Origin of the sequence: Paraburkholderia sp. EG304 (genome assembly GCF_046543485.1) — a bacterium.
Classification (GTDB): Bacteria; Pseudomonadota; Gammaproteobacteria; order Burkholderiales; family Burkholderiaceae; genus Paraburkholderia; species Paraburkholderia youngii.
In genome coordinates this window covers 1-20,082 of record NZ_JBKGUA010000062.1, presented here as the reverse complement: position 1 = coordinate 20,082, position 20,082 = coordinate 1, and the positions used below count along the sequence as shown (strand labels likewise).

Sequence of the window (20,082 nt, the reverse complement as noted above, 5' to 3'; positions counted from 1 at the left end):
AAGAGTTAGCGGTTTGAGCTGTCTTCTTTGCCTACTTTCTTTGCAGCAGCAAAGAAAGTAGGTGCCGCCCCGCACAGGGGCAACGCTAATAGACCGATAAGAAGGCAAGGAAAGGCCAACACCGCAAAGAACAACGACAAAAAAACAAGCAAAAACTAGAAACAGCCAGAAATAGCCAGAAATAGCCCTTCTTTTCGACCCATAGCGCCGCAGGCAAATCAACAACAATCACCCTAACCCTTACTACGCCAGCACCAGGCTGGCAAACCAAATGGCAACCACGACCGCCCCGCAACAAGCCGCGCCCGCCTCGCCGGGCCCCATGAAGCGCATCATCCTGATCGTCCTCATTGCGCTGATCGCAGCGGGCGCTGCCGGTGCCGGCATGTGGTTCTTCATGTCGAAGCGCGCACCCGTCGCCGTTTCGGCCGAAGCCGCGCCGGCGCTGTCCGCCGCGCCGCTGTTCTTCCCGCTCGAATCGATGACCGTCAACCTGCAATCGGACGACGGCCAGCAACACTTCCTGCGCATTGGCCTCACGCTGAAGCTCGGCGACGCCGGCACCCAGCAGGCGCTCACCGATCACATGCCGGAAGTGCGCAGCCGCATCCTGCTCGCGCTGTCGAACAAGCACCCCGAAGAACTCGCGCCGCTCGAAGGCAAGCGCGCGCTCGCCGAAGAGCTAAAGACGCTGATCACCGAGCCGACCGAGCGGGGCGCCGCACCGATCCGCGTGCAGGACGTGCTGTTCACCGAGTTCGTCGTGCAGTGACGTGACCTTGTCCAGCGCTGCCATCATCAATCGCCAAGGGACGCACGAGGAAAAGCAATGAGCCACGAAGAGTTCATGTCCCAGGAAGAGGTCGATGCCCTTCTGAAGGGCGTCACCGGCGAATCCGACACGGAATCCGAGCAAAACGATCGCACGGGCGTACGCCCGTACAACATCGCGACGCAGGAACGCATCGTCCGTGGCCGGATGCCGGGCCTCGAAATCATCAACGACCGCTTCGCGCGCCTGTTGCGCGTCGGCATTTTCAACTTCATGCGGCGCTCGGCGGAAATCTCCGTCGGCCCGGTGAAGGTGCAGAAGTACAGCGAATTCACGCGCAATCTGCCGATCCCGACCAACCTGAACCTGGTCCACGTGAAGCCGCTGCGCGGCACGTCGCTGTTCGTGTTCGATCCGAACCTCGTGTTCTTCGTGGTCGATAACCTGTTCGGCGGCGACGGGCGTTTTCATACGCGCGTCGAAGGACGCGATTTCACGCAGACCGAGCAGCGCATCATCACGAAGCTGCTCAATCTGACGTTCGAGCACTACACCGCGTCATGGAAGAGCGTGCGCCCGCTGCAGTTCGAATACGTGCGCTCGGAAATGCACACGCAGTTCGCCAACGTCGCGACGCCGAACGAAATCGTCATCGTCACGCAATTTTCGATCGAGTTCGGCTCGACGGGCGGCACGCTGCACATCTGCATGCCCTACTCGATGATCGAGCCGATCCGCGACGTGCTGTCCTCGCCGATCCAGGGCGAAGCGATGGACGTCGACCGCCGCTGGGTGCGCGTGCTGTCGCAGCAGGTGCAGGCTGCCGAAGTGCAGCTGACCGCCGACCTCGCGCAGGTGCCGGTCACGTTCGAACAGATCCTGAACATGCGCAAAGGCGATGTTCTGCCGATCAACATCCCCGAGCACATCACTGCGAAAGTCGACGGCGTGCCGGTGATGGAATGCGGCTACGGAATTTTCAATGGTCAGTACGCGTTGCGGGTCCAGAAGATGATCAGCGCAGCCGACACGATGAAGGAAGGTGGATATGAGTGACCTGAACGCAAAGCCCGAGAGCGATCTCGAGGCCGCCGAGCAACTCGCCGCCGGCGCGCTGTCCGCCGCGGAAGACGACGCGGCGATGGACGACTGGGCCAGCGCGCTCGCCGAACAGAACGGCAACGCCGAGGTCAACCCGGCCGCGGCCGGTGTGTTCCAGCCGCTGTCGAAGGTCGAACCGACCACGACGCACAACGATATCGACATGATCCTGGACATCCCCGTCCAGATGACGGTCGAGCTCGGCCGCACCAAGATCGCGATCCGCAATCTGCTGCAACTTGCGCAGGGCTCGGTCGTCGAGCTCGACGGCATGGCCGGCGAGCCGATGGACGTGCTCGTCAACGGCTGTCTGATCGCGCAGGGCGAAGTGGTGGTCGTCAACGACAAGTTCGGTATCCGGCTGACCGACATCATCACGCCGTCCGAACGCATCCGGAAACTCAATCGATGAAACGTTTGGCAGGTCGCGGTGTGTTGCTCGCGGCGCTCATCGCGTCCAGCGTCGCGCACGCCGCCGACATGAACGCGGTCAACAACGCCGCGAAGATCGCCTCGGGTGTCGGCACGGGTAGCGCGGTGCCGGCGCTCGGCGTCGGCGCGGTGCTGCAAACCTTCGTCGGACTCGCGGTCGTGATCGGCCTCGTGTTCGGCTGCGCATGGCTCGCGCGACGCTTCGGCCTGCAACCGGGCCAGCGCGGCGGCCTCGTGAAGACGGTCGGCGGCGCTTCGCTCGGCGGCAAGGAGCGCGTCGCGGTCGTCGAGATCGGCGATACGTGGCTCGTGCTCGGCGCCGCGCCCGGCAACGTGCGGCTGCTGCATACGATGCCGGCGGGTTCCGTCGCAGCCGATACGGTTGTCCCTTCGGCCGCACCGCTTTCCGGCACCTTTGGTCAACGCTTTCGCGACGCCCTGAAGGGCGAAGTGGGCAAACGTTTCAACGCGCACCGCGGCGGGGATCGGTAATGCAGGTCAGTTTCAGGCAGTCAGGTTGTTTCTTCACGCTAATGCGCGGTGCGGCGCGCGCGCTCCCCGCAGCGCTTCGACTCGCGCTGCCGGCACTGCTGGTCGCGCTGCCGACGCTGTCGTTCGCGCAAACCGCCGGCCTGCCGGCCTTCACGACGAGCCCCGGCCCGAACGGCGGCACGACCTACTCGCTGAGCGTGCAGACGATGCTGCTGCTCACGATGCTGTCGTTCCTGCCGGCGATGGTGCTGATGATGACGAGCTTCACGCGCATCGTGATCGTGTTGTCGCTGCTGCGCCAGGCGCTCGGCACGACCACGACTCCGCCGAACCAGGTGCTCGTCGGTCTTGCGCTGTTTCTGACGTTTTTCGTGATGTCGCCGGTGCTCGATAAGGCCTATAACGAAGGCTACAAGCCGTTTTCGGAAGGCACGCTGCCGATGGACCAGGCGGTCTCGCGCGGCGTCGCGCCGTTCAAGACCTTCATGCTGCGTCAGACCCGCGAAAGCGACCTCGCTCTGTTCGCGCGCATCTCGCACGCGGCGCCGATGCAGGGGCCCGAAGACGTGCCGCTGTCGCTGCTGGTGCCGTCGTTCGTGACGAGCGAGTTGAAAACCGGCTTCACGATCGGCTTCACGATTTTCATTCCGTTCCTGATCATCGACATGGTGGTCGCGAGCGTGCTGATGTCGATGGGTATGATGATGGTGTCGCCGGCGACGATTTCGCTGCCGTTCAAGCTGATGCTGTTCGTGCTCGTCGATGGCTGGCAGTTGCTGCTCGGCTCGCTCGCGCAGAGCTTCGTCTGATTATTTTCGACTCCTCGTTCTTGAGGTACCCACGATGACACCCGAAGCAGTCATGACGCTGGCCCACCACGCCATGTACATCGGCCTCATGATGGCCGCCCCGCTGCTGCTCGTCGCGCTCGTCGTCGGTCTGGTCGTGAGCCTGTTTCAGGCGGCCACGCAGATCAACGAGAGCACGCTGTCGTTCATCCCGAAGCTGCTCGCGATCGCGGCCACGCTGGTGATCGTCGGTCCGTGGATGCTGACCACGATGCTCGACTATCTGCGCCACACGCTCACCAGCATTCCGACGCTCGTCAACTGAGCGCCGCTCGCACGTCCGCCCTCCCCGCTCCATGTTCACGGTCACCTATGCGCAACTGAACGTCTGGCTGACCGCGTTCCTGTGGCCGTTCGCGCGCATCGCCGCGCTGATCGCGACCGCGCCGGTGTTCGGCAATACGTCGCTGCCTTCGCGCGTGAAAATCGGCCTCGCCGCGTTCACGACGATCATCGTCGCGCCGACGATCGGCGCGCTGCCGCAGGTCACCGTGTTTTCGGCGGACGGCGTGTGGATTCTCGCCAACCAGTTCCTGATCGGCGTCGCGCTCGGTGTGACGATGCAGATCGTGTTCCAGGCGATCGACGCAACCGGCTACTTCATCGGCCTCGGCATGGGTCTCGGCTTCGCGACCTTCTTCGACCAGCAGGCGACCGGCTCGGGCGTCGTGATCTCGCGCTATATGACGACGATCGCGACGCTGGCGTTTCTCGCCGTCGATGGTCATCTGCAGATGATCGCCGCCCTCGTGACGACGTTCCAGTCGGTGCCGGTGTCGGCCAACCTGCTCGCGCCGCACGGCTGGCAGACGCTGGCGAACTGGGGCAGCTCGATCTTTTCGGCGGGGCTGCTGCTGTCGTTGCCGGTCGTCGTCGCGCTGCTGATCGCCAACCTGGCGCTCGGCATTCTCAATCGCGCGGCGCCGCAGATCGGCGTTTTCCAGATCGGCTTTTCGCTGACGATGCTGGTCGGTCTGCTGCTCGTGCAACTGATGCTGCCGAACATGATCCCGTTCTTCGTGCGGCTGTTCGATAGCGGCATCGATGAGATGGGACGGGTCGCGGCGGCGCTGAAATAACCCGGAAAATCCCGGACATAAAAAAACCGGCTCGAGTTCATCGCGCCGGTTTTTTTTTTTGCGCCGCCAAAGCGGCATCAGTTGTTGATGTACTGGAACAGCGACATGTTCTGGATTTGCACGAACGCTTGCTGCGAAGCCTGCAAGGCCGCCTGCTGCATCGTGTACTTGCTGATCGTCGAGACCATGTCGGTCTGCGTCAGGTCCGCGAGATTGCTTTGCGTTTGCAGCGAGTTGGTCTGCGTGACCGTTTGCAGCGCCTTGACTTCCTGCTCGCGGCCGCCCACCGATGCCTGCACCGCGGTGATGTTGTCCAGCGTGTTGCCGAGCTGCGACAGGCCCGTGTTCAACGCGTTCTGCAGCGTCGCCGCGGCCGCGGGGTTGCCGTTCACCGGCTGCTGGAGCGCGGTGATCATCGCGTTCAGGTTCGCGAATACGTTGGTGCCCGCCTGGTTGGCCGGCTGCACGGTGAATGTGTCGTTGGCGGCCGGTGTGCCTGTGATCTGGACCTTTTGGCCGGCGATCGTGATGTCCGAGCCTGACGTGTATGGCTGGGCCGTAGCAACCGGGGCGTTGGTGGTCGTGTCGGTGATCGTGTACGTGAGCGAGCTGCCGCTGCCGCTGAACTGGATCTGGTAGGCGTCCGCATTCCCCGCGTTGGTCGGATCGTTGACCGACACCGCGCCGATCACGCCGCTGCCCGTATTGGCCGAATTGCCCGAGGCGATCGACTGCGCGTTGGTCGCGCCGACGCTCATGAACACCGCCAGCCCATTGTCGCCGGTCGCGACCGCGTTGCTATCGGTGACCTGCACCGTGCGCGAGCCGGTATCGCCCGTATAGGTGACGTTGCCGGCCGCATCGGTCGTGAAGGCCTGGGTCGAATTCTGGAAGCCGGCGAACAGCGCATTGCCGGAGCCGTCGGTCGCATTCGCGTAGGTGAGGAGCTGGTCGCGCAGCGTGGTCAGCTGCGCGGCGATCGCCGTGCGGTCGGCGTCGTTCAAAGCGCCGTTGCCGGCGCGCAGGCCCAGCGTGTTCGCGCTTTGCAACGTCGTGATGACGGTGGACAGCGTCGAGTCCTCGGCCTGCAACGACGTGAGCGCCGCGGTCTGGTTCGTCGTGTACTGCGACAGCGCGGCCGCCGTCGAACTGAGCTGCACGGCCTGCGCGGCGCCGAGCGGATTGTCGGCGGGCGTGGTGAGGCTCTGGCCGCTCGAAATTTCCTGATAGATCTGCGACAACTGAGCCTGCTGATTGCTCATGTTCGCGACGTTCATGCTGAAGTACTGCTGGGAAGAAATTCGCATGGTTCAACGCCTTACGAGAAGATGCCAAGCAAAGTCTGGAACAGCGTCTGCGCCGTCTGGATGACCTTGCTGTTAGCCTGATAGAGCTGCTGGTATTGAAGCAGGTTAGCCGCTTCCTCATTGATATTGACGCCCGACACCGACTGCTGCGCCGACGTGATCTGCGTGACGAGCGAGGTTTGCGTCGTCGCCATCGCCTGGATCTGCGTGGCCTGGTTGCCGATGTTGTTGACGTAGCTCGCGTACGCGCTCGTGAGGGTCGCGGTGCCGCCCGCGAGCACCTGCGCCTTCGTCAGGTTCGACAACAGTTGCGCGTTGCGGCCGTCATTGGTCGCGCCGGTGTTCGGTCCGATCGTGAACGAGTCGCCGTTGGCTGGCGTGCCGCTGATCGTGACCGTCACGTTGTTCATCACGCCCGCGTTCGTCGAGTTGGTCGGGTTGGTGATCGTCAGCGTCGCGCCCGAATTCGGCGAGTACGGCACCGCGTCCGTCGCCGTGTTGATCGTGTACGACGTGGACGGCGAGCCGGCGACCGTCACCACCGAGCCGATCGGGAAACCGGTGAGCCCGGTGCCCGCGGTGTAGATGATCTTCGACGCGCTGGTCGGCGCGCTATAGCCGGCCGAAACCGTACCTTGCGTGATCGTCGCGCTGCCGGTGTTCGACGTCGACGCCGACGCGAGCACCGGCGCCGCGGCCGCGATCGCCGAGCCCGCCGTGGTGGTCAGCGCGAAGCCGTTCAGCGCGCCGCGGGTCGGCTCGACAGTGAACGAGTCGCCGGCGTTCATCGTGCCGCTCGCGACCGAGAACTGCAGGCCGCCGATCGGGTTGGTCAGGGCCGCCGCCGAACCGACGATGCTGCCCGTCTGGTTGTCGGTCAGCGTGTAGGCGCTGCCGTTGTACGACAGCGTGTAGTCGCCCGTGGTCGGCTGGCTCGCGTTGGCGAACGAGACGCCGAGCGTCGCGGTGCCGCTGTTCTGCGAGTTCGCGTACACGGTCGGCGAGCCGACGGTGAACAGCGCGCCGCCCGGGGTGCCGTTCAGCGTCAGGCCGAGTTCGTTCTGCGCATTGACCTGCGCGGCGAAGCTGGTCGCGATCGCACCGAGTTGCGCCTCGGCCGGATCGAGCGTTTGCGATCGGAATTGCACCAGGCCGCCCAGCGTGCCGCCGGACACGCTGCTGTCGGACAGCGTCTGCGGAGTCGGGGTCGGCTTCGCGCCAACCTGGCCGAGATACTGGACCGACAGTTCGGTCGGATCGGCCGACGAAGTCGCCGTGCCGAGGTTGAAGCTGTTGCCGGCCAGCACGAGCGGCTGTCCGTTGGACATGAACAGGCTATAGCTGCCGTTGTCCTGCACGACCGACACGCCGATCAGCTGCGACAGGTTCGACACCGCCAGGTCGCGTTGGTCGAGCAGCTGGTTCGGCGGTTGGCCCTGGCTGCTCGCCTGCGTGATCTGCGTATTCAGCGACGCGATCTGCGCCGTGAAGGTGTTGATCTTCGTGACCGCGTCGCTCATCTGCGTGTTGACGCTCGCGCGCAACTGGTCGTATTGCTGGCCAGCCGCGTTGATCTGATTCGCGAGCGTCTGCGCGTCGCTGATCGCGGTTTGTCGCGTCGCCACGCTCGACGCGTCGTTGGCGACGTTCTGCAGCCCCGTGAAGTAACCGCTGATCGCGCTCGCAATCCCCCCAGTCGGACTGCCGACGAGGTTGTTGAGCTGGCTGATCATCGTGTTGTACGTGCTGAGCGAGCTGCTCCACGACTGCGCGTTGTTGAGCTCGGTCGTCAGGTACTGGCTATACGCGCGCGTTATGGTGTCGGTGGCGACGCCCATCGGCATGTAGCCGGAGCCCGTATAGTTGCCGCCCACCTCCGAATACACCGGAGTTTCCATCGTATAGCCGGGCGTCGACGCATTGCTGATGTTCTCACCAGTCGTCGTCAAACCCCATTGGGCCGCGTTGAGTCCGCTAAGGCCGATATTCAACAGATTGCTGGACATGCGTCATCCTGAAGGGCGGCATCGCAGACATGCCACCGTGTTAGTGGAACATCCTCTTTAACGGCCCGTGGTGCGAAAAATTGAGGGCCATTCCACCTCGTTTGCGCTCGCCGCTTGGTTTCCGAGCTATTGCTTTCACTGCGTGTGCAACGTTTGCTTCGCGGGCCAAAACGTTCGCGCGGTGCCGAGCGTCTCGCGCACGGCCGCCGCGCGTTCGGCTCGCGGCTCAGCGCGCGAGCGAGCGGCGTTTCATTTCGAGCTGGGTGATCAGCCGCTGCAGCGTGTTTTCCGCGCTGCCCGGCAGCGACAGGAAACGGAAGCCGAGCTGATAGCGCTGCGTGCCGTTCGGCATCGCGAGCGAGCGATGCGACACGAGCTGCAGATCGAGCGACAGACGGCCGAGCGCGCCGAGCGTGAGCTCGCAGTCCATCAGGCGGGCGCCCATCGGCAGTTCGGCAACGCGCAGGTCGGCCGTGCGCATGCCGACGCCGCCGAGCGACAGGTCGTGCACCTCGAAGCGGAACGTGTCGCCGTCGGGCAGACGGCCCGTACACATGAACGGGTCGAGAATCGGCGCGGCGACGCGGAAGTATTCGCGGCGCTGCACGTAGAACAGCACCTCGGGGAAGTCGGCCTCGAACGCCGGCATTCCTTCGAAGCGCGTCTCGCGCGGCGTCGGCGTCGCGAACTCGACGCGCACGCCGTCGGGCGATGCGTGGAACTGGCAACGCGGGGCGCTGAGCAGCCCCTTGTTCTGCTCGGGGAGCGCGCCCCAATCGAAGGTGAAGGTGCGCTCGCGCACGTCGACATCGAGCAGGCGCGTGACGAGCTGGCCGCCCGCATATTCGACCGTGAGGAAATCGCCGCGATTGACGATATTGCGCAGCTGCACGCCGATTTCCAGCGGATTGCGGCGGCCGAAATCGGAAGGGCTCTCGTCTTGCGGGACGTGCGGCTGACCGTTCGTGTCAATCAGGCCGTTCGACTGGTTCATATCCATGGGCTTGCCGGTAAGCATGTTCTTGCGGGCACGTGCCAGGGCCTAGCCATCGACTCTGAGGGTCTTCATGCAAAGCCGCAGCACACGCGTTCGACCGGACCTTGCAGCGCTGTTCCGGTATCGGGTCTAACTCGTTAGCGGCAGCATCGAGCCAAAATTTAGGGGCTTAATTTAAATATTCGCCGGCAAAGTTCGCGCAAACGTTAAAAGCGTATCCGCCCCATTTCCGGCGTTCAATCAGCCCATTTTCTGCATGATCGACAGCAGCTTTTTCGCGTAATGCGGGTCGGTCGCATAACCGGCGCGCTGCATGCCGTTCGCGAAACCGTTCACGTCGCGCGACGAATTGAGCACCTGTGCGTAACGCGGATTGTTCTTCAACAGGCGCGCGTAATCGGTCATCGCTTCCTCGTACGAGTCGTACGCGCGGAATTTCTCGACCGTGCGATGCGGCTTGCCGTTCACGTATTCGGTCGTGGCCGTCGACACGGTTTTGCCGGTCCAGTCGTTGCCCGCCTTGATGCCGAACACGTTGTGGCTGGTCGAGCCATCGGCCTTCTTGATCTCGCTCTTGCCCCAGCCCGATTCGAGCGCGGCCTGACCGATGATGAAGCGCGCCGGAATGCCGGTCGCCGCGCTCGCGGCCTGCGCCGGCGCGGCGAGCTTGTCGACGAACGCATCGACCTTCGGCGAGCTGCCGTCGCCGCGCGTCGGCGGCGTCAGCGCGCTATTGGCCGAGTAGCCGCGGCCCAGCGCGAGCTGGCCGTTGGCCTGGGCGTTGCCGTACGCGCGCGCGAGCGCGTTGAGCGCGGCGCTCCGGCCTTCGTCGCCGCCGCCGACGCCGCCGCCGAGCGCGTTGGCCATGCCGGCGAGACCACCCGCCGCGCCCGCGCCGTTCGCGCCACCCACCTGCATGCCCTGGTTGCGCATCAACTGCTTGAGCATCGCGTCGGCGACGCCGATGCCTCGCTTGGACAGCTGTTGCGCCATCTGCTGGTCCATCATCGACGTGAAGGTCGCCGTGTCGTGCGAATCGAACGGACTGTCCTGCGGCGTCGCATCGCGCATGCTCTTCAACATCATCTGCGTGAACACGGCGTCGAACTGCTGCGCGGCCATCTTCATGCCGGCTTGCGGCGAAGCCTTGGCCTGCGCGCTCAGTGCGCCGAAGCCCTGGACGTCGAGCGCAAACCGGCTGGTCAGGTCGCCGGCGGAGTTGATGCCATTGGTCGGATCGGAATTCATCTCGTGTGCTCCTTAGATGATTTCAAGCTCGGCGCGCAAGGCACCGGCTGCTTTCATGGCTTGCAGGATCGACATCAGATCCGCGGGCGTCGCGCCGAGCGCGTTGAGCGCCTTCACCACTTCGGCGAGGTTCGCTCCGGCGTTCACGAGTTTCAGCGAGCCGTTGTCCTGCTTCATCTGGATCTGCGACTGCTGTGCGACCACCGTGCGGCCGTTCGAGAACGCGCCCGGCTGGCTCACCACAGGCTGCGTATTGATCACGACCGACAGATTGCCGTGCGCGACCGCGCAGCTTTGCAGCGTGACCATCTGGTTCATCACGATCGAGCCGGTGCGCGCGTTCAGGATCACCTTGGCGGCCGCCTGCCCGGGGCGCACTTCGAGGTTCTGCAATTGCGCCATGAACGACACCTGCTGCTGCGGATCGGCCGGCGCGCGCAGCTGGATGGTGCGGCCGTCGAGCGCGGTCGCGGTGCCGCTGCCGAACGCGTTGTCGATCGCCGCGACCACGCGCTGCGTGGTGTCGTAGTCCATGTCGTTCAGGTCGAGCTGCATCATGCCCGCCTGCGACACCGCGGTCGGCACCGCGCGCTCGACGATCGCGCCGCCGGTGACGCGCCCCGCGGCCAGCTGGTTGACCTGCACCTTGCTGCCGTTCGCGCTCGCGCCCGCGCCGCCCACGGCGACGTTGCCCTGGCCGAGCGCATACACCTGGCCGTCGGCGCCCTTGAGGGGCGTGAGCAGCAGCGTGCCGCCGCGCAGGCTCTTCGCATTGCCGAGCGACGACACGGTGATGTCGATCGCTTCGCCCGGCCGCGCGAACGGCGGCAGCACCGCGGTCACCATCACGGCGGCGACGTTCTTCAACTGGATGTTCGACAGCGACGACTGCGAGTTGCTCGAGCCGGCCGCCTGGTTGTTGATCGAGATGCCGAGGTTCGCGAGCATGTTCGCGAGCGTCTGCGTCGTGAACGGCGTCTGCGTGGTCTGGTCGCCGGTGCCGTCGAGGCCGACCACGAGGCCGTAGCCGATCAGCGGGTTGTCGCGCACGCCCTGGATCTGCGCGAGGTCCTTCAGGCGCTCGGCATGCGCGGGCGTCGCGGCCGGCAGCGCCGCGCAGGCGAGCGCGACGAACATCAGTGCGCGGCCCGCGCGCGACAGCGTGTTGAAAACAGTACCCATGATCACCACGGCGCCACGTTGAGGAAGAACCGCTGCAGCCAGCCCATGGTCTCCGCTTCGTTGATGTAGCCCTTCGCGGAGTATTCGATTTTCGCGTCGGCGACCTGGGTCGAGTACACGGCATTCAGGCTCGAAATCGTGTTGGGGTTGACGACACCCGAAAAGCGCACGAACTCGTTGCCCTGATTGATCATCATCTGTTTCTCGCCGCTCACGATCAGATTGCCGTTGGCCTGCACGCCGGTCACGGTCACGGTGATCGTGCCGTTGAACGTGTTCGACGCGTTCGCGCCGCCAGTACCGGCAAAACCGTTGACGCCGCTTGCGCTCAGGTTGGTCTTGGCGAACAGTCCGCTGAGAAAGCCCGCGGTCGGCACGCTCAAGTTCGTGCTGCCATTGCGACTCGCATTCGCGCCCGAGTTCTTCGTTGCGTTGATGTTCTCGGCGATGACGATCGTGATGATGTCGCCCACGTTGCGCGGCCGCTGATCTTCGAATAGCGGACGGCCCGCGAAGCCCGGGTTGTAGATCGAGCCCGGCGCCTGTGCCTGCGGCGGCACCGGCGGCAGCGCGATCATCGGCTGCTGGATGATCGGTTGCTTCGGCACGAGCGCGCAGCCGCCGAGCGCGGCGAGCAGCGTGAGCTGCACGAGCGCGACGGCCGTGCGCGAATGAACCGGAGTGCGAGTGGAATGCGACATCATCGTTTACCGCCTTAAATTTCCAGTCCTCAAACCGGCATCTGGCTCAAGGTCTGCAGCATCTGGTCGGAGGTCGTCACGGCCTTGCTGTTGATTTCGTACGCGCGCTGCGTCTGGATCATGTTCACCAGCTCCTGCACGACGTTCACGTTCGACGCTTCCACGTAACCCTGGTTGAGCGAGCCCGCGCCGTTCAGACCCGGTTGCGCCACGTTCGGCGCGCCCGAGGACGCGGTCTCCGCGAACAGGTTCTCGCCCTTCGAGTCGAGGCCGGCCGGATTGATGAAGGTCGCGAGCTGCATCGTGCCGAGCTGCTGCGTGTTGCTCGAGCCGGCCACGGTGATCGACACCGCGCCGTCGCTGCCGATCGTCAGCGAGGTCGCGTTGGCGGGAATCGTGATCGCCGGAATCACCTGGTAGCCGCTCGCCGTGACGAGCTGACCCTGCGCGTTGGTCTGGAACGAGCCGTCGCGCGTGTAGGCCGTCTGGCCGTCGGGCATCTGCACCTGGAAGAAGCCCGCGCCGTTGATCGCGACGTCCTTCGAGTTGCCGGTCTGCTGCAGGTTGCCCTGCGTGTACAGACGCTCGGTCGCGACCTGTTGCACGCCGGTGCCGAGCTGAATGCCGGACGGCAGCTCGGTTTGCTGCGTCGAGTTCGCACCCGGCTGGCGGATGGTCTGATACAGCAGATCCTCGAACACCGCGCGCGAGCCCTTGAAGCCGTTGGTGCTGACGTTCGCGAGGTTGTTCGAGATCACGTCCATCTGCGCCTGTTGCGCATTCATGCCGGTGGCGGCGATATAGAGTGAGCGGTTCACTTATGGTTCTCCTGGTCTCGGGGCGAGCCTCGTAGGGCACCCCGTGGCAATCCGTTAGCTGAAGCTGAGAATCTGGTTGGCGGACTGATCGTTCTTGTCGGCGTTTTGCAGTAGCTGCGTCTGCATCTGGAACTGGCGAGCGTTGGTGATCATCGAGACCATCGCACTCACCGGATTCACGTTGCTGCCTTCGAGCGACGCCGGCGCGAGCGTCACGGTCGGATCGGCGTCGGCGGGGTTGCCGTCGGCGGTGCGAAACAGACCGTCATCGCCGCGCGTGATCGACTGCGGATCGGGATTGACGAGCTTCAGCTGATCGATGGTGACGACCGCGGTGGGCGGATCGCCCGGCGTCAATGCCGTCACCGTGCCGTCCTTGCCGATCGTGATCTGCGCGCCCGGCGGCACCGATACCGGCCCGCCGTTGCCGAGCACGACCTGATTGGTCGCGTTCACGAGCTGGCCGTTTTCGTCGATGTGCAGATTGCCCGCGCGCGTGTAGGCCTCGTTGCCGTCGGCGGTCTGCACCGACAGCCAGCCGGCCCCCTGAATCGCGACGTCGAGCGGATTGCCGGTCTGCTGGATCGGCCCCGGCGTGTAGTCGGCGCCCGGTGTCGACGACAGCACGAAGGTGCGGGTCGTGTTGTCGTTGATCGTGCCGCCGTCGCCGAACGACATCGGCACGGCGCGGTAGGTTTCGAGCTGCGCGCGAAAGCCCGTGGTCGACGCGTTCGCGAGGTTGTTCGCGACGATCGCCTGCTGTTCGAGCGCTTGCGCGCTGCCCGACATCGCGGTGTAGATCAGCCGATCCATGAAGAGGTCCCGTTGGCTTACAGGTTGATCAGGGTCTGGTCGACGGCCTGCTGGGTCTTGATCGTCTGCGCGTTCGCCTGATAGTTGCGCTGCGCGGTGATCAGGTTGACCAGCTCGCTCGTCAGATCGACGTTCGAGTTCTCGACCGCGCCGCCTTGCAGCACGCCGTGATTGGTCGAACCCGGCGTCGAAATCTGCGCGACGCCGGAGGCCGACGTCTGGCCGTACTCGTTGTTGCCGAGGTTGACGAGACCGTTCTGGTTCGCGAAGTTCGCGAGCACGATCTGGCCGAGCGCCGCGGTCTGGCCGTTCGAGTAGTTGCCGGTCAGCGTGCCGTCGGCACCGACCGTGAAGCTGGTCAGCTGGCCCGCCGCGTAGCCGTTGGTGGACAGGCTGTTCACACCGTTCTTGCCGCCGTACTGCGTGGTGCCAGCCATGTTCAGCGTGACGCTCTGCGGCGTGCTCGAACCGTCGGTGTTCGGCAGCGACATGGTGAACGCGCCGAGCGTCGCGGTCGCGAGGCCGGTCGTCGCGTCGGTCGTGCTGACCAGCGTGCCCGACGAATTGAAGTTCGCGGTGCCGATCAGCGAAGCGGTGCCGTTCGACGGGCCCGCGTACACGTTCCACGTGCCCGAGCCCGTCTTCGCGAAATACATGTTGACGGTCTGCGAGCCGCCGAGCGAATCGTAGACGGTAGTGCTCGTCGAGTAGTTATAGGTCGTCGAGCTGTTCTGGTTGAACGCGGTCGGATTCGGCGCGACCGTGTAGCTGTCGTTGGTCGCCGGCGTGCCGCTGAAGGTGATGCTCTCGCCGTTGCCGAGCGTGATCGCAGTGCCGGCCGTGTAGGTCTGCGCCGCCGAGGCCGGGCCGCCATTTATCGAGACCGTGTAGGTGGTCGGGCTCGTGAAGTTGATCGTGTAGTTGTCGGTGTTGCTGCCCGCGGCCGCGTCCGTGATCGTCGCGCCGGTCGTGTTCAGCGTACCGGTGTTCGTGGCGCCCTTCGTCACGGTCGGCGCGCCGAGCATGATGTCGCCCTGCGCGTTCAGGTTCAGGCCCGCGGTGATCGAGGTGGTCGCCTGCGGCGCGATGTTCGCGGTCGGCACGGTCAGCGGCACGGTCTGCGCGGTGTTGATGATGCCCGAGCTACTGGCCGCATAACCCATCAGCTGCAAGCCCTGCGCGTTCGTGATGAAGCCGTTCTTGTCGAGCTGGAACACGCCGTTGCGCGAATACACCAGCGTGCCGTTGTCCGACAGCTGGTAGAAGCCGTTACCGTTGATCGCGACGTTCAGCGCCTGGTTCGTCGTCGTGATCGTGCCTTGCGAGAACTGCTGCTGCACTTCGGAGAGTTTCGTACCGATGCCGATCTGCTGGCTCGTCGCGGTCGCGACCGAATTGGCGTACATGTCGGCGAATTCCGCGGTGCCGCTCTTGAAGCCGACGGTGTTGGCGTTGGCGATGTTGTTGCCGATCACGTCGAGATCGCTCGACGACGCCGACAGACCGCTCAAACCTGTTTGATAGCTCATGACGTACTCCGTATCTGGAAAGTCGTAACTGGATGGATCCGGATTACAGGATCGCGGCGACGCTGGTCAGGCCGACCGTCGTGCCGTTCGACAGCACGAGGCCCGGCGTGCCGCTGCTCTGCTGGACGATGCCTTGGACCGTCGCGCTGGTGAGCGTGGTGGCCGTCGCCTGCTGGCCGTTGATCGTGCCGGTCGCGGTAATCGTGTAAGTGCCGTCGGGCAGCGTGTTGCCTGCCGTGTCGGTCGGTGTCCAGCCAACCGGAACCGTGCCAGCCGACTGCTTGCCGAGATCCAGCGTGTTAACGATCGTGCCGGCCGAGTTCTTCACGACGATCTGCAGGTCGCTCACGGCATTCGCGAGCGTGACGCCGAACTCGTTCGCCTTGCCGCTCGACACCGTGACCGAGTCGCCCGGTGCGAGCACGGTCGAGCCGATCAGCAGCGCGGACTGCGCCTGCTGGCTGGCCGACAGCTGCGTCGACAGCGAGGTCAGCGAGGTATTGAGGTTGCTGATGCCCTGCACCGTGCTGATCTGGGCAAGCTGCGAGGTCATCTGCGAGCTGTCCATCGGATTGGTCGGGTCCTGGTTCTTCAGCTGCGCGACAAGCAGTTGCAGGAAGGTGTTCTGCAGGTCCGAGGCCGAGGTGCCCGAGGTGCCGTTCGTCGAGCTGCTGTTCGTGCCGTTCATCGTGTCGAGCAGCGTCTGCGAAACGGTCGTGCCGTTGCTGCCGATCGTGGTGTTGGTGGTCAAAGGCTCTCTCCTCAGGTTCCGATCGTGAGCGTTTTCAGCATCAGGGTTTTGGCCGTGTTCAGCGTTTCGACGTTGGCCTGGTACGAGCGCGAGGCCGAGATCATGTTGACCATCTCCTGCACCGGGTCGACGTTGGGCAGCGTCACGTAGCCGTTCGCGTCGGCGGCCGGATTGCCCGGGTCGTACGCGGTCTTCATTGGCGACGGATCGTCGACCACGCCGGTCACCCGCACGCCGCCGACCTGCTGGCCGGAGCGCGTGCGCGCGCCGCCGATCGGGTTCACCGCGAATATGACCTGCTTGGCCTTGTACGGCTGACCGTCGGGGCCCGTCGTACTATCCGCGTTGGCGAGGTTCGACGCCGTCACGTTGAGTCGCTCCGACTGCGCCGACATCGCGGAACCCGCGACACCAAAAATATTCATCAGGGATGGCATGTTTCCTGACCTCTCCTGCCGGTTCGCACCGGCTTCACGTTAAGTCCCGTAGCGTTTCTGTTCGTGCGTGCATGCTGCCTGTGTTCAGCTGCTATGCGCCCTGCTCGTGCGGCGTACTCGTGCCTGGCTTACGACGAGCCCGACGTGATCGCCGACAGCATCGTCTTGATCTGGTTCGACACGACCGTCATACCCGACTGGAAGTGCACCGTGTTGTCGGCAAACTGCACACGCTCGACGTCGACGTCAACCGTGTTGCCGTCGAGCGCCGGCTGCAGCGGCATGCGGTATTGCAGGTTGCCGTAGTCGTCGGGGCTGCCGCCCGTCGGGGTCAGCCTGGCCTTGCCGCTCATGTGGCCGGCCTCGGTCGTGTTCATCGACATGCCGCTCGTCACGCCGGCGGGTTGCGCCATTGCGAGCGTCGTGTTGTTCGACGCGCCCTGCCCGGCGGTGCTGCGGCCCGTTTTCTTCAGCGCGCCGGCGAGCGACGACGCGAAGTCGATATCGCGCGCCTTGTAGCCGGGCGTGTCGGCGTTCGCGATATTCGACGACAACAGTTCCTGCCGGTATGCGCGTACATCCAGCGCCTGCCGGCCGAACGCGAATTCGGCATCGAGTTTGTCCAGCATCGGAATCTCCCGAGAACGTTTCCAAGGCCGTCCCGTGTGCGCCTCGTGAAAGACACGCCGTGGGTGCGAAGGCCTTTTTGCATGTGATGCATCTTATTGGCCGGGCGCAAGGGGCAATCGGACGAATAACCGGGAAAGGGGGCTTCTATTCAACGTTTGCGCGAAAGGGGTGCTCACTAGAATGCAAGGCGTACCGATGCATTCGATGGAGACCCGCGATGGACCAGCCCACCAACACCTTGCCGCAGCGTGCGGGCGGCACGACGAGGCGTCGCGTGGGTGGTGCGGGGGCCGATGAGCATGTCGATGGTTCGGAGGGTGTGCTCGCGCAACCGCTGCCGCGCTCTATCTCGCGGTGCGTTGCGCGTTGCGTGACGCGGGTGGTGATCAACGTCGCCGTATGGGTTGCGGGCGGCATCGTGTTGCTGCCGGCTACGACCAAGGCGCAGGATGCGGCTGGCCCGATCGTGATTCCGGGGCCCGCCGAGAACAACCCCGCCGCGCTGAACGATCTGGCGCAACGGATTCAGACGCCGGCGCAGCGCGGCGCGTCGGCGGCTTCGCTCGCGGCGGCGACCGCGCAGTCGCTCGGCCGCGCACCCGCGTCGCGCGACACCGATACGTTCGGGCGTGCGGCGAGCGCTAGCGGCGCGATCGTCATTCCGGGCGCGGGCGAGCCCGCAGCCGCCGCGCCGGCCATCATTCGCACCAACTTCAAACCGGACGCCAACGGCGTCGTGACGATTCCTCCGGCTGCCAGCACGGGAGCGTCGGGCGTCGCGCGCGTGAATGTCGAAGCGGGCCCGGCCGCCGCCGCCGCGAATTCGCGCGCTGTCGCCGCCAATGCGCCGCAAGGCGATGGCTTCGACAGTCTCGCGGCACGCGGCGAGCCGCCCGAGTTCGGCGCGAATGGCAAGCCGCTCGCGGCCGTTGCCGCGCAGCCGGTGCGTCTGCCCAGTATGAAAGCGCCCGCGGCGTCGCCCAGCGCGCGCCAACCAGCCGCCAACACGTCCACCGCCGTTGCACAGAGAACGCCGCAGACCGCTGCCGCACCCGCGCCGCTGCCAGGCCAGCAGGACCCGGAAGCGATTCATGCAGCCGCGCTCGCGTTCCTGAAACAGCAGGCCGTCGGCCTGCCCGGCAAGGTCGACATCACGGTCGCGTCCGCGTTTGCGCGCGGCCTCGCCGCGTGCACGTCGCTCGAACCGTTCATGCCGAGCGGCGGGCGCTTGTGGGGGCGGCTCACCGTCGGCGTGCGCTGCGCAGGCGAGCGGCCGTGGACCATTTATCTGCAGGCGCGCATCTCGCTGCATGCAACCTACTACCTCGCCGCCCGCGCGATGGCGCCGGGCGAAGTGCTCACGGCCGCCGACCTCGTCGCGCGCGAAGGCGACCTGACCGGCCTGCCGCAGGCGATCGTCACCGACCCGTCGCAGGCGGTCGGATCGGTCTCGCTGGTGCGGATCTCGGGCGGCATGCCGCTGCGCCGCGACATGCTGAAGAGCGCGTCGGCGGTGGTGTTCGGCCAGACCGTACGGGTCGTCGCAGCCGGCGACGGTTTCTCGATTTCGTCCGAGGGCAGCGCGATGAACAACGCGTCGCCGGGTCAGCAGGTGCGCGTGAAAACCGCAAACGGCCAGATCATCTCCGGCATCGTCAAGGACGGCGGCACGGTCGAGATCCAGATGTGAGCGGACTGGTGGCAACGAGCACCGTCGCAGCTGCTGGCGCGGCGGTGGCCCGAGCAGACAGACGGGTATTGAAAGGGGCAGATGGCCGCCGGCTGGCGGGCCGGGGGTCGAGCGATTGCGCTAAAGTTTTGATCAGCAGTTGCCGTTATCAGGATCAAATCGTAAGGGAAGCCAATCGTGAAAGTCGATCCCACCACCTCTTCGAATCTGCCGTCGTTGAAAGACGCTTTGTCCCGTTCACAGCAGAGCGGCGAAGCCACGCCGGCAACCAGCGCCACGCAGGGCGCGACGGGCACGGCCGCGCGAGCCGCGAGCAGCGCGTCGGGCGACACGAGCGTCAACCTGTCGGGTCTGTCGCAGCATCTGCGCAGCCTCGCGGCGTCCGGCTCGGCCGACATCGACACCGCGCACGTCGAGTCGATCAAGCAGGCGATCAAGGACGGCACGCTGCAGATCGACTCCGGCAAGATCGCCGACGGCGTACTGCAGACGGCGCGCGATCTGTTGCAGAACAAAACCTCGTCGACCGGCAACTGATCGGCATTGCGCCGCGCGGTGATCTGCCGGGCGGCGTTCGACCAACGCGGTTCGCGCGTCGTTCGCGAGCCGGTGTGCGTAGCGAGTTGTTGACATGAAAGACGCCCTGGTTGCTACCCTGATCGAAGAATATTCGACCGTCGAAGCGTTCGCCTCGATCCTCACTCTCGAAACCAAAGCACTGACGGCGGTCTCGCCAATGGAGCAGTTGCCAGCGATCGTCGAGAAGAAAACCGAACTGATCGGCGTGCTCGCGAGGCTCGAAGCCGCGCGCGACGCACACCTGACCGAACTCGGCTTTCCGACCGGCTGGTCCGGCATGGAGCTCGCGGCGAGCACCGACGCGCGCATCGCGACGCAATGGAAGCTGCTGCAGAAAGCCGCGGATCGCGCTCGGCGCGTCAACACCAACAACGGCGAGCTGATCCGCGTGCGGATGGACTACAACCAGCGCGCGCTAAAAGCGCTGCAAGTCAACGTGCCGCGCAAGACGAATCTGTATGGGCCGGATGGACGAGTTCCGGCTTATTCGGGACTTTGATCGGCCCGCCTGTCCGGCCCGCAATCGGGCAATATCCGAAATGAACTACAAGGGCTTCCCCGTTGGACGCAAGTACAACGTTGACTTTTGGTGCTTTCTGCTGCGCTGCCTGGCTGGTGCAAGTGAGAAGGTGAAGGACTGCGGTACTACAACCGGTCATGTTGGGCTCAT

The 20,082-nt window shown here is 64.9% G+C and carries 22 protein-coding genes; 10 read left to right on the top strand and 12 right to left on the bottom strand.

The genetic code is table 11. The features are described 5' to 3' along the window. Positions 1 to 271 precede the first annotated feature (271 nt). From fliL to fliR, 7 genes are read left to right on the top strand one after another with little or no spacing between them, the layout of a single operon-like run. Complete coding sequence (gene fliL, locus ACLFKU_RS37280; RefSeq protein WP_368585684.1) at positions 272 to 772, top strand: flagellar basal body-associated protein FliL; 501 nt, start codon at positions 272 to 274, stop codon at positions 770 to 772. 57 nt (positions 773 to 829) lie between these two features. Beyond that, entirely contained in the window at positions 830 to 1,828 is a 999-nt protein-coding gene (gene fliM, locus ACLFKU_RS37275) for a flagellar motor switch protein FliM (protein ID WP_013090865.1), read from the top strand. Then, complete coding sequence (gene fliN / locus ACLFKU_RS37270; RefSeq protein ID WP_368585683.1) at positions 1,821 to 2,285, top strand: flagellar motor switch protein FliN; 465 nt, start codon at positions 1,821 to 1,823, stop codon at positions 2,283 to 2,285. The genes fliM and fliN overlap by 8 nt, the downstream gene beginning before the upstream one ends. Then, positions 2,282 to 2,797 carry a flagellar biosynthetic protein FliO gene (fliO, locus tag ACLFKU_RS37265; RefSeq protein WP_410852514.1) on the top strand — a complete coding sequence of 172 codons (516 nt, stop codon included), beginning with the start codon at positions 2,282 to 2,284 and terminating at the stop codon, positions 2,795 to 2,797. Before fliN ends, fliO begins: the two co-directional genes overlap by 4 nt. A 41-nt stretch (positions 2,798 to 2,838) precedes the next feature. After that, positions 2,839 to 3,606 (top strand): flagellar type III secretion system pore protein FliP, encoded by a 768-nt coding sequence (gene fliP / locus ACLFKU_RS37260; protein ID WP_368585686.1) that lies wholly within the window; start codon positions 2,839 to 2,841, stop codon positions 3,604 to 3,606. Positions 3,607 to 3,640: 34 nt separating this feature from the next. Beyond that, a complete protein-coding gene (fliQ, locus tag ACLFKU_RS37255) occupies positions 3,641 to 3,910 on the top strand; it encodes a flagellar biosynthesis protein FliQ (RefSeq protein ID WP_368585681.1) in 270 nt (89 codons plus the stop codon). Positions 3,911 to 3,941: 31 nt separating this feature from the next. Continuing rightward, complete coding sequence (fliR, locus tag ACLFKU_RS37250; RefSeq protein ID WP_410852513.1) at positions 3,942 to 4,724, top strand: flagellar biosynthetic protein FliR; 783 nt, start codon at positions 3,942 to 3,944, stop codon at positions 4,722 to 4,724. 77 nt (positions 4,725 to 4,801) lie between these two features. Here fliR and flgL read toward each other — a convergent pair whose 3' ends face one another. The 12 genes from flgL to flgB all read right to left on the bottom strand — a co-directional run bounded on the left by flgL (position 4,802) and on the right by flgB (position 17,142). Beyond that, a complete protein-coding gene (gene flgL / locus ACLFKU_RS37245; RefSeq protein WP_368585679.1) occupies positions 4,802 to 6,031 on the bottom strand; it encodes a flagellar hook-associated protein FlgL in 1,230 nt (409 codons plus the stop codon). A gap of 11 nt (positions 6,032 to 6,042) precedes the next feature. Then, a complete protein-coding gene (flgK, locus tag ACLFKU_RS37240; protein ID WP_410852512.1) occupies positions 6,043 to 8,037 on the bottom strand; it encodes a flagellar hook-associated protein FlgK in 1,995 nt (664 codons plus the stop codon). A gap of 226 nt (positions 8,038 to 8,263) precedes the next feature. After that, the gene (locus tag ACLFKU_RS37235) at positions 8,264 to 9,037 is read right to left on the bottom strand and encodes a flagellar brake protein (RefSeq protein ID WP_368585677.1); all 774 of its coding nucleotides are present in this window, start codon (positions 9,035 to 9,037) and stop codon (positions 8,264 to 8,266) included. 237 nt (positions 9,038 to 9,274) lie between these two features. After that, positions 9,275 to 10,282 carry a flagellar assembly peptidoglycan hydrolase FlgJ gene (flgJ, locus tag ACLFKU_RS37230; protein ID WP_410852511.1) on the bottom strand — a complete coding sequence of 336 codons (1,008 nt, stop codon included), beginning with the start codon at positions 10,280 to 10,282 and terminating at the stop codon, positions 9,275 to 9,277. Positions 10,283 to 10,294: 12 nt separating this feature from the next. Beyond that, entirely contained in the window at positions 10,295 to 11,464 is a 1,170-nt protein-coding gene (locus tag ACLFKU_RS37225; protein ID WP_410852510.1) for a flagellar basal body P-ring protein FlgI, read from the bottom strand. A 2-nt stretch (positions 11,465 to 11,466) separates the two neighbouring features. Next, complete coding sequence (gene flgH / locus ACLFKU_RS37220; RefSeq protein ID WP_410852521.1) at positions 11,467 to 12,165, bottom strand: flagellar basal body L-ring protein FlgH; 699 nt, start codon at positions 12,163 to 12,165, stop codon at positions 11,467 to 11,469. Between the two features lie 29 nt (positions 12,166 to 12,194). Next, positions 12,195 to 12,983 (bottom strand): flagellar basal-body rod protein FlgG, encoded by a 789-nt coding sequence (gene flgG, locus ACLFKU_RS37215; RefSeq protein WP_368585674.1) that lies wholly within the window; start codon positions 12,981 to 12,983, stop codon positions 12,195 to 12,197. A gap of 54 nt (positions 12,984 to 13,037) precedes the next feature. Next, positions 13,038 to 13,796 carry a flagellar basal-body rod protein FlgF gene (flgF, locus tag ACLFKU_RS37210; protein ID WP_410852509.1) on the bottom strand — a complete coding sequence of 253 codons (759 nt, stop codon included), beginning with the start codon at positions 13,794 to 13,796 and terminating at the stop codon, positions 13,038 to 13,040. 17 nt (positions 13,797 to 13,813) lie between these two features. Next, positions 13,814 to 15,325: a flagellar hook protein FlgE gene (locus ACLFKU_RS37205; RefSeq protein ID WP_410852508.1), complete on the bottom strand. Its 1,512-nt coding sequence runs from the start codon at positions 15,323 to 15,325 to the stop codon at positions 13,814 to 13,816. A gap of 43 nt (positions 15,326 to 15,368) precedes the next feature. Next, entirely contained in the window at positions 15,369 to 16,076 is a 708-nt protein-coding gene (locus tag ACLFKU_RS37200) for a flagellar hook assembly protein FlgD (protein ID WP_410852507.1), read from the bottom strand. 11 nt (positions 16,077 to 16,087) lie between these two features. Continuing rightward, positions 16,088 to 16,513, bottom strand: a complete 426-nt coding sequence (gene flgC, locus ACLFKU_RS37195) for a flagellar basal body rod protein FlgC (protein ID WP_013090881.1) — start codon at positions 16,511 to 16,513, stop codon at positions 16,088 to 16,090. Between the two features lie 128 nt (positions 16,514 to 16,641). Beyond that, positions 16,642 to 17,142 carry a flagellar basal body rod protein FlgB gene (gene flgB / locus ACLFKU_RS37190; RefSeq protein WP_368585670.1) on the bottom strand — a complete coding sequence of 167 codons (501 nt, stop codon included), beginning with the start codon at positions 17,140 to 17,142 and terminating at the stop codon, positions 16,642 to 16,644. 218 nt (positions 17,143 to 17,360) lie between these two features. Between flgB and flgA the strand changes: the two genes are divergently transcribed. The 3 genes from flgA (at position 17,361) to ACLFKU_RS37175 (ending at position 19,911) form a co-directional block, all read left to right on the top strand. After that, positions 17,361 to 18,833, top strand: a complete 1,473-nt coding sequence (flgA, locus tag ACLFKU_RS37185) for a flagellar basal body P-ring formation chaperone FlgA (protein ID WP_410852506.1) — start codon at positions 17,361 to 17,363, stop codon at positions 18,831 to 18,833. A gap of 177 nt (positions 18,834 to 19,010) precedes the next feature. Then, positions 19,011 to 19,370: a flagellar biosynthesis anti-sigma factor FlgM gene (flgM, locus tag ACLFKU_RS37180; RefSeq protein ID WP_368585668.1), complete on the top strand. Its 360-nt coding sequence runs from the start codon at positions 19,011 to 19,013 to the stop codon at positions 19,368 to 19,370. Between the two features lie 94 nt (positions 19,371 to 19,464). Continuing rightward, positions 19,465 to 19,911 carry a flagella synthesis protein FlgN gene (locus ACLFKU_RS37175; RefSeq protein WP_368585667.1) on the top strand — a complete coding sequence of 149 codons (447 nt, stop codon included), beginning with the start codon at positions 19,465 to 19,467 and terminating at the stop codon, positions 19,909 to 19,911. Positions 19,912 to 20,082: the final 171 nt, after the last annotated feature.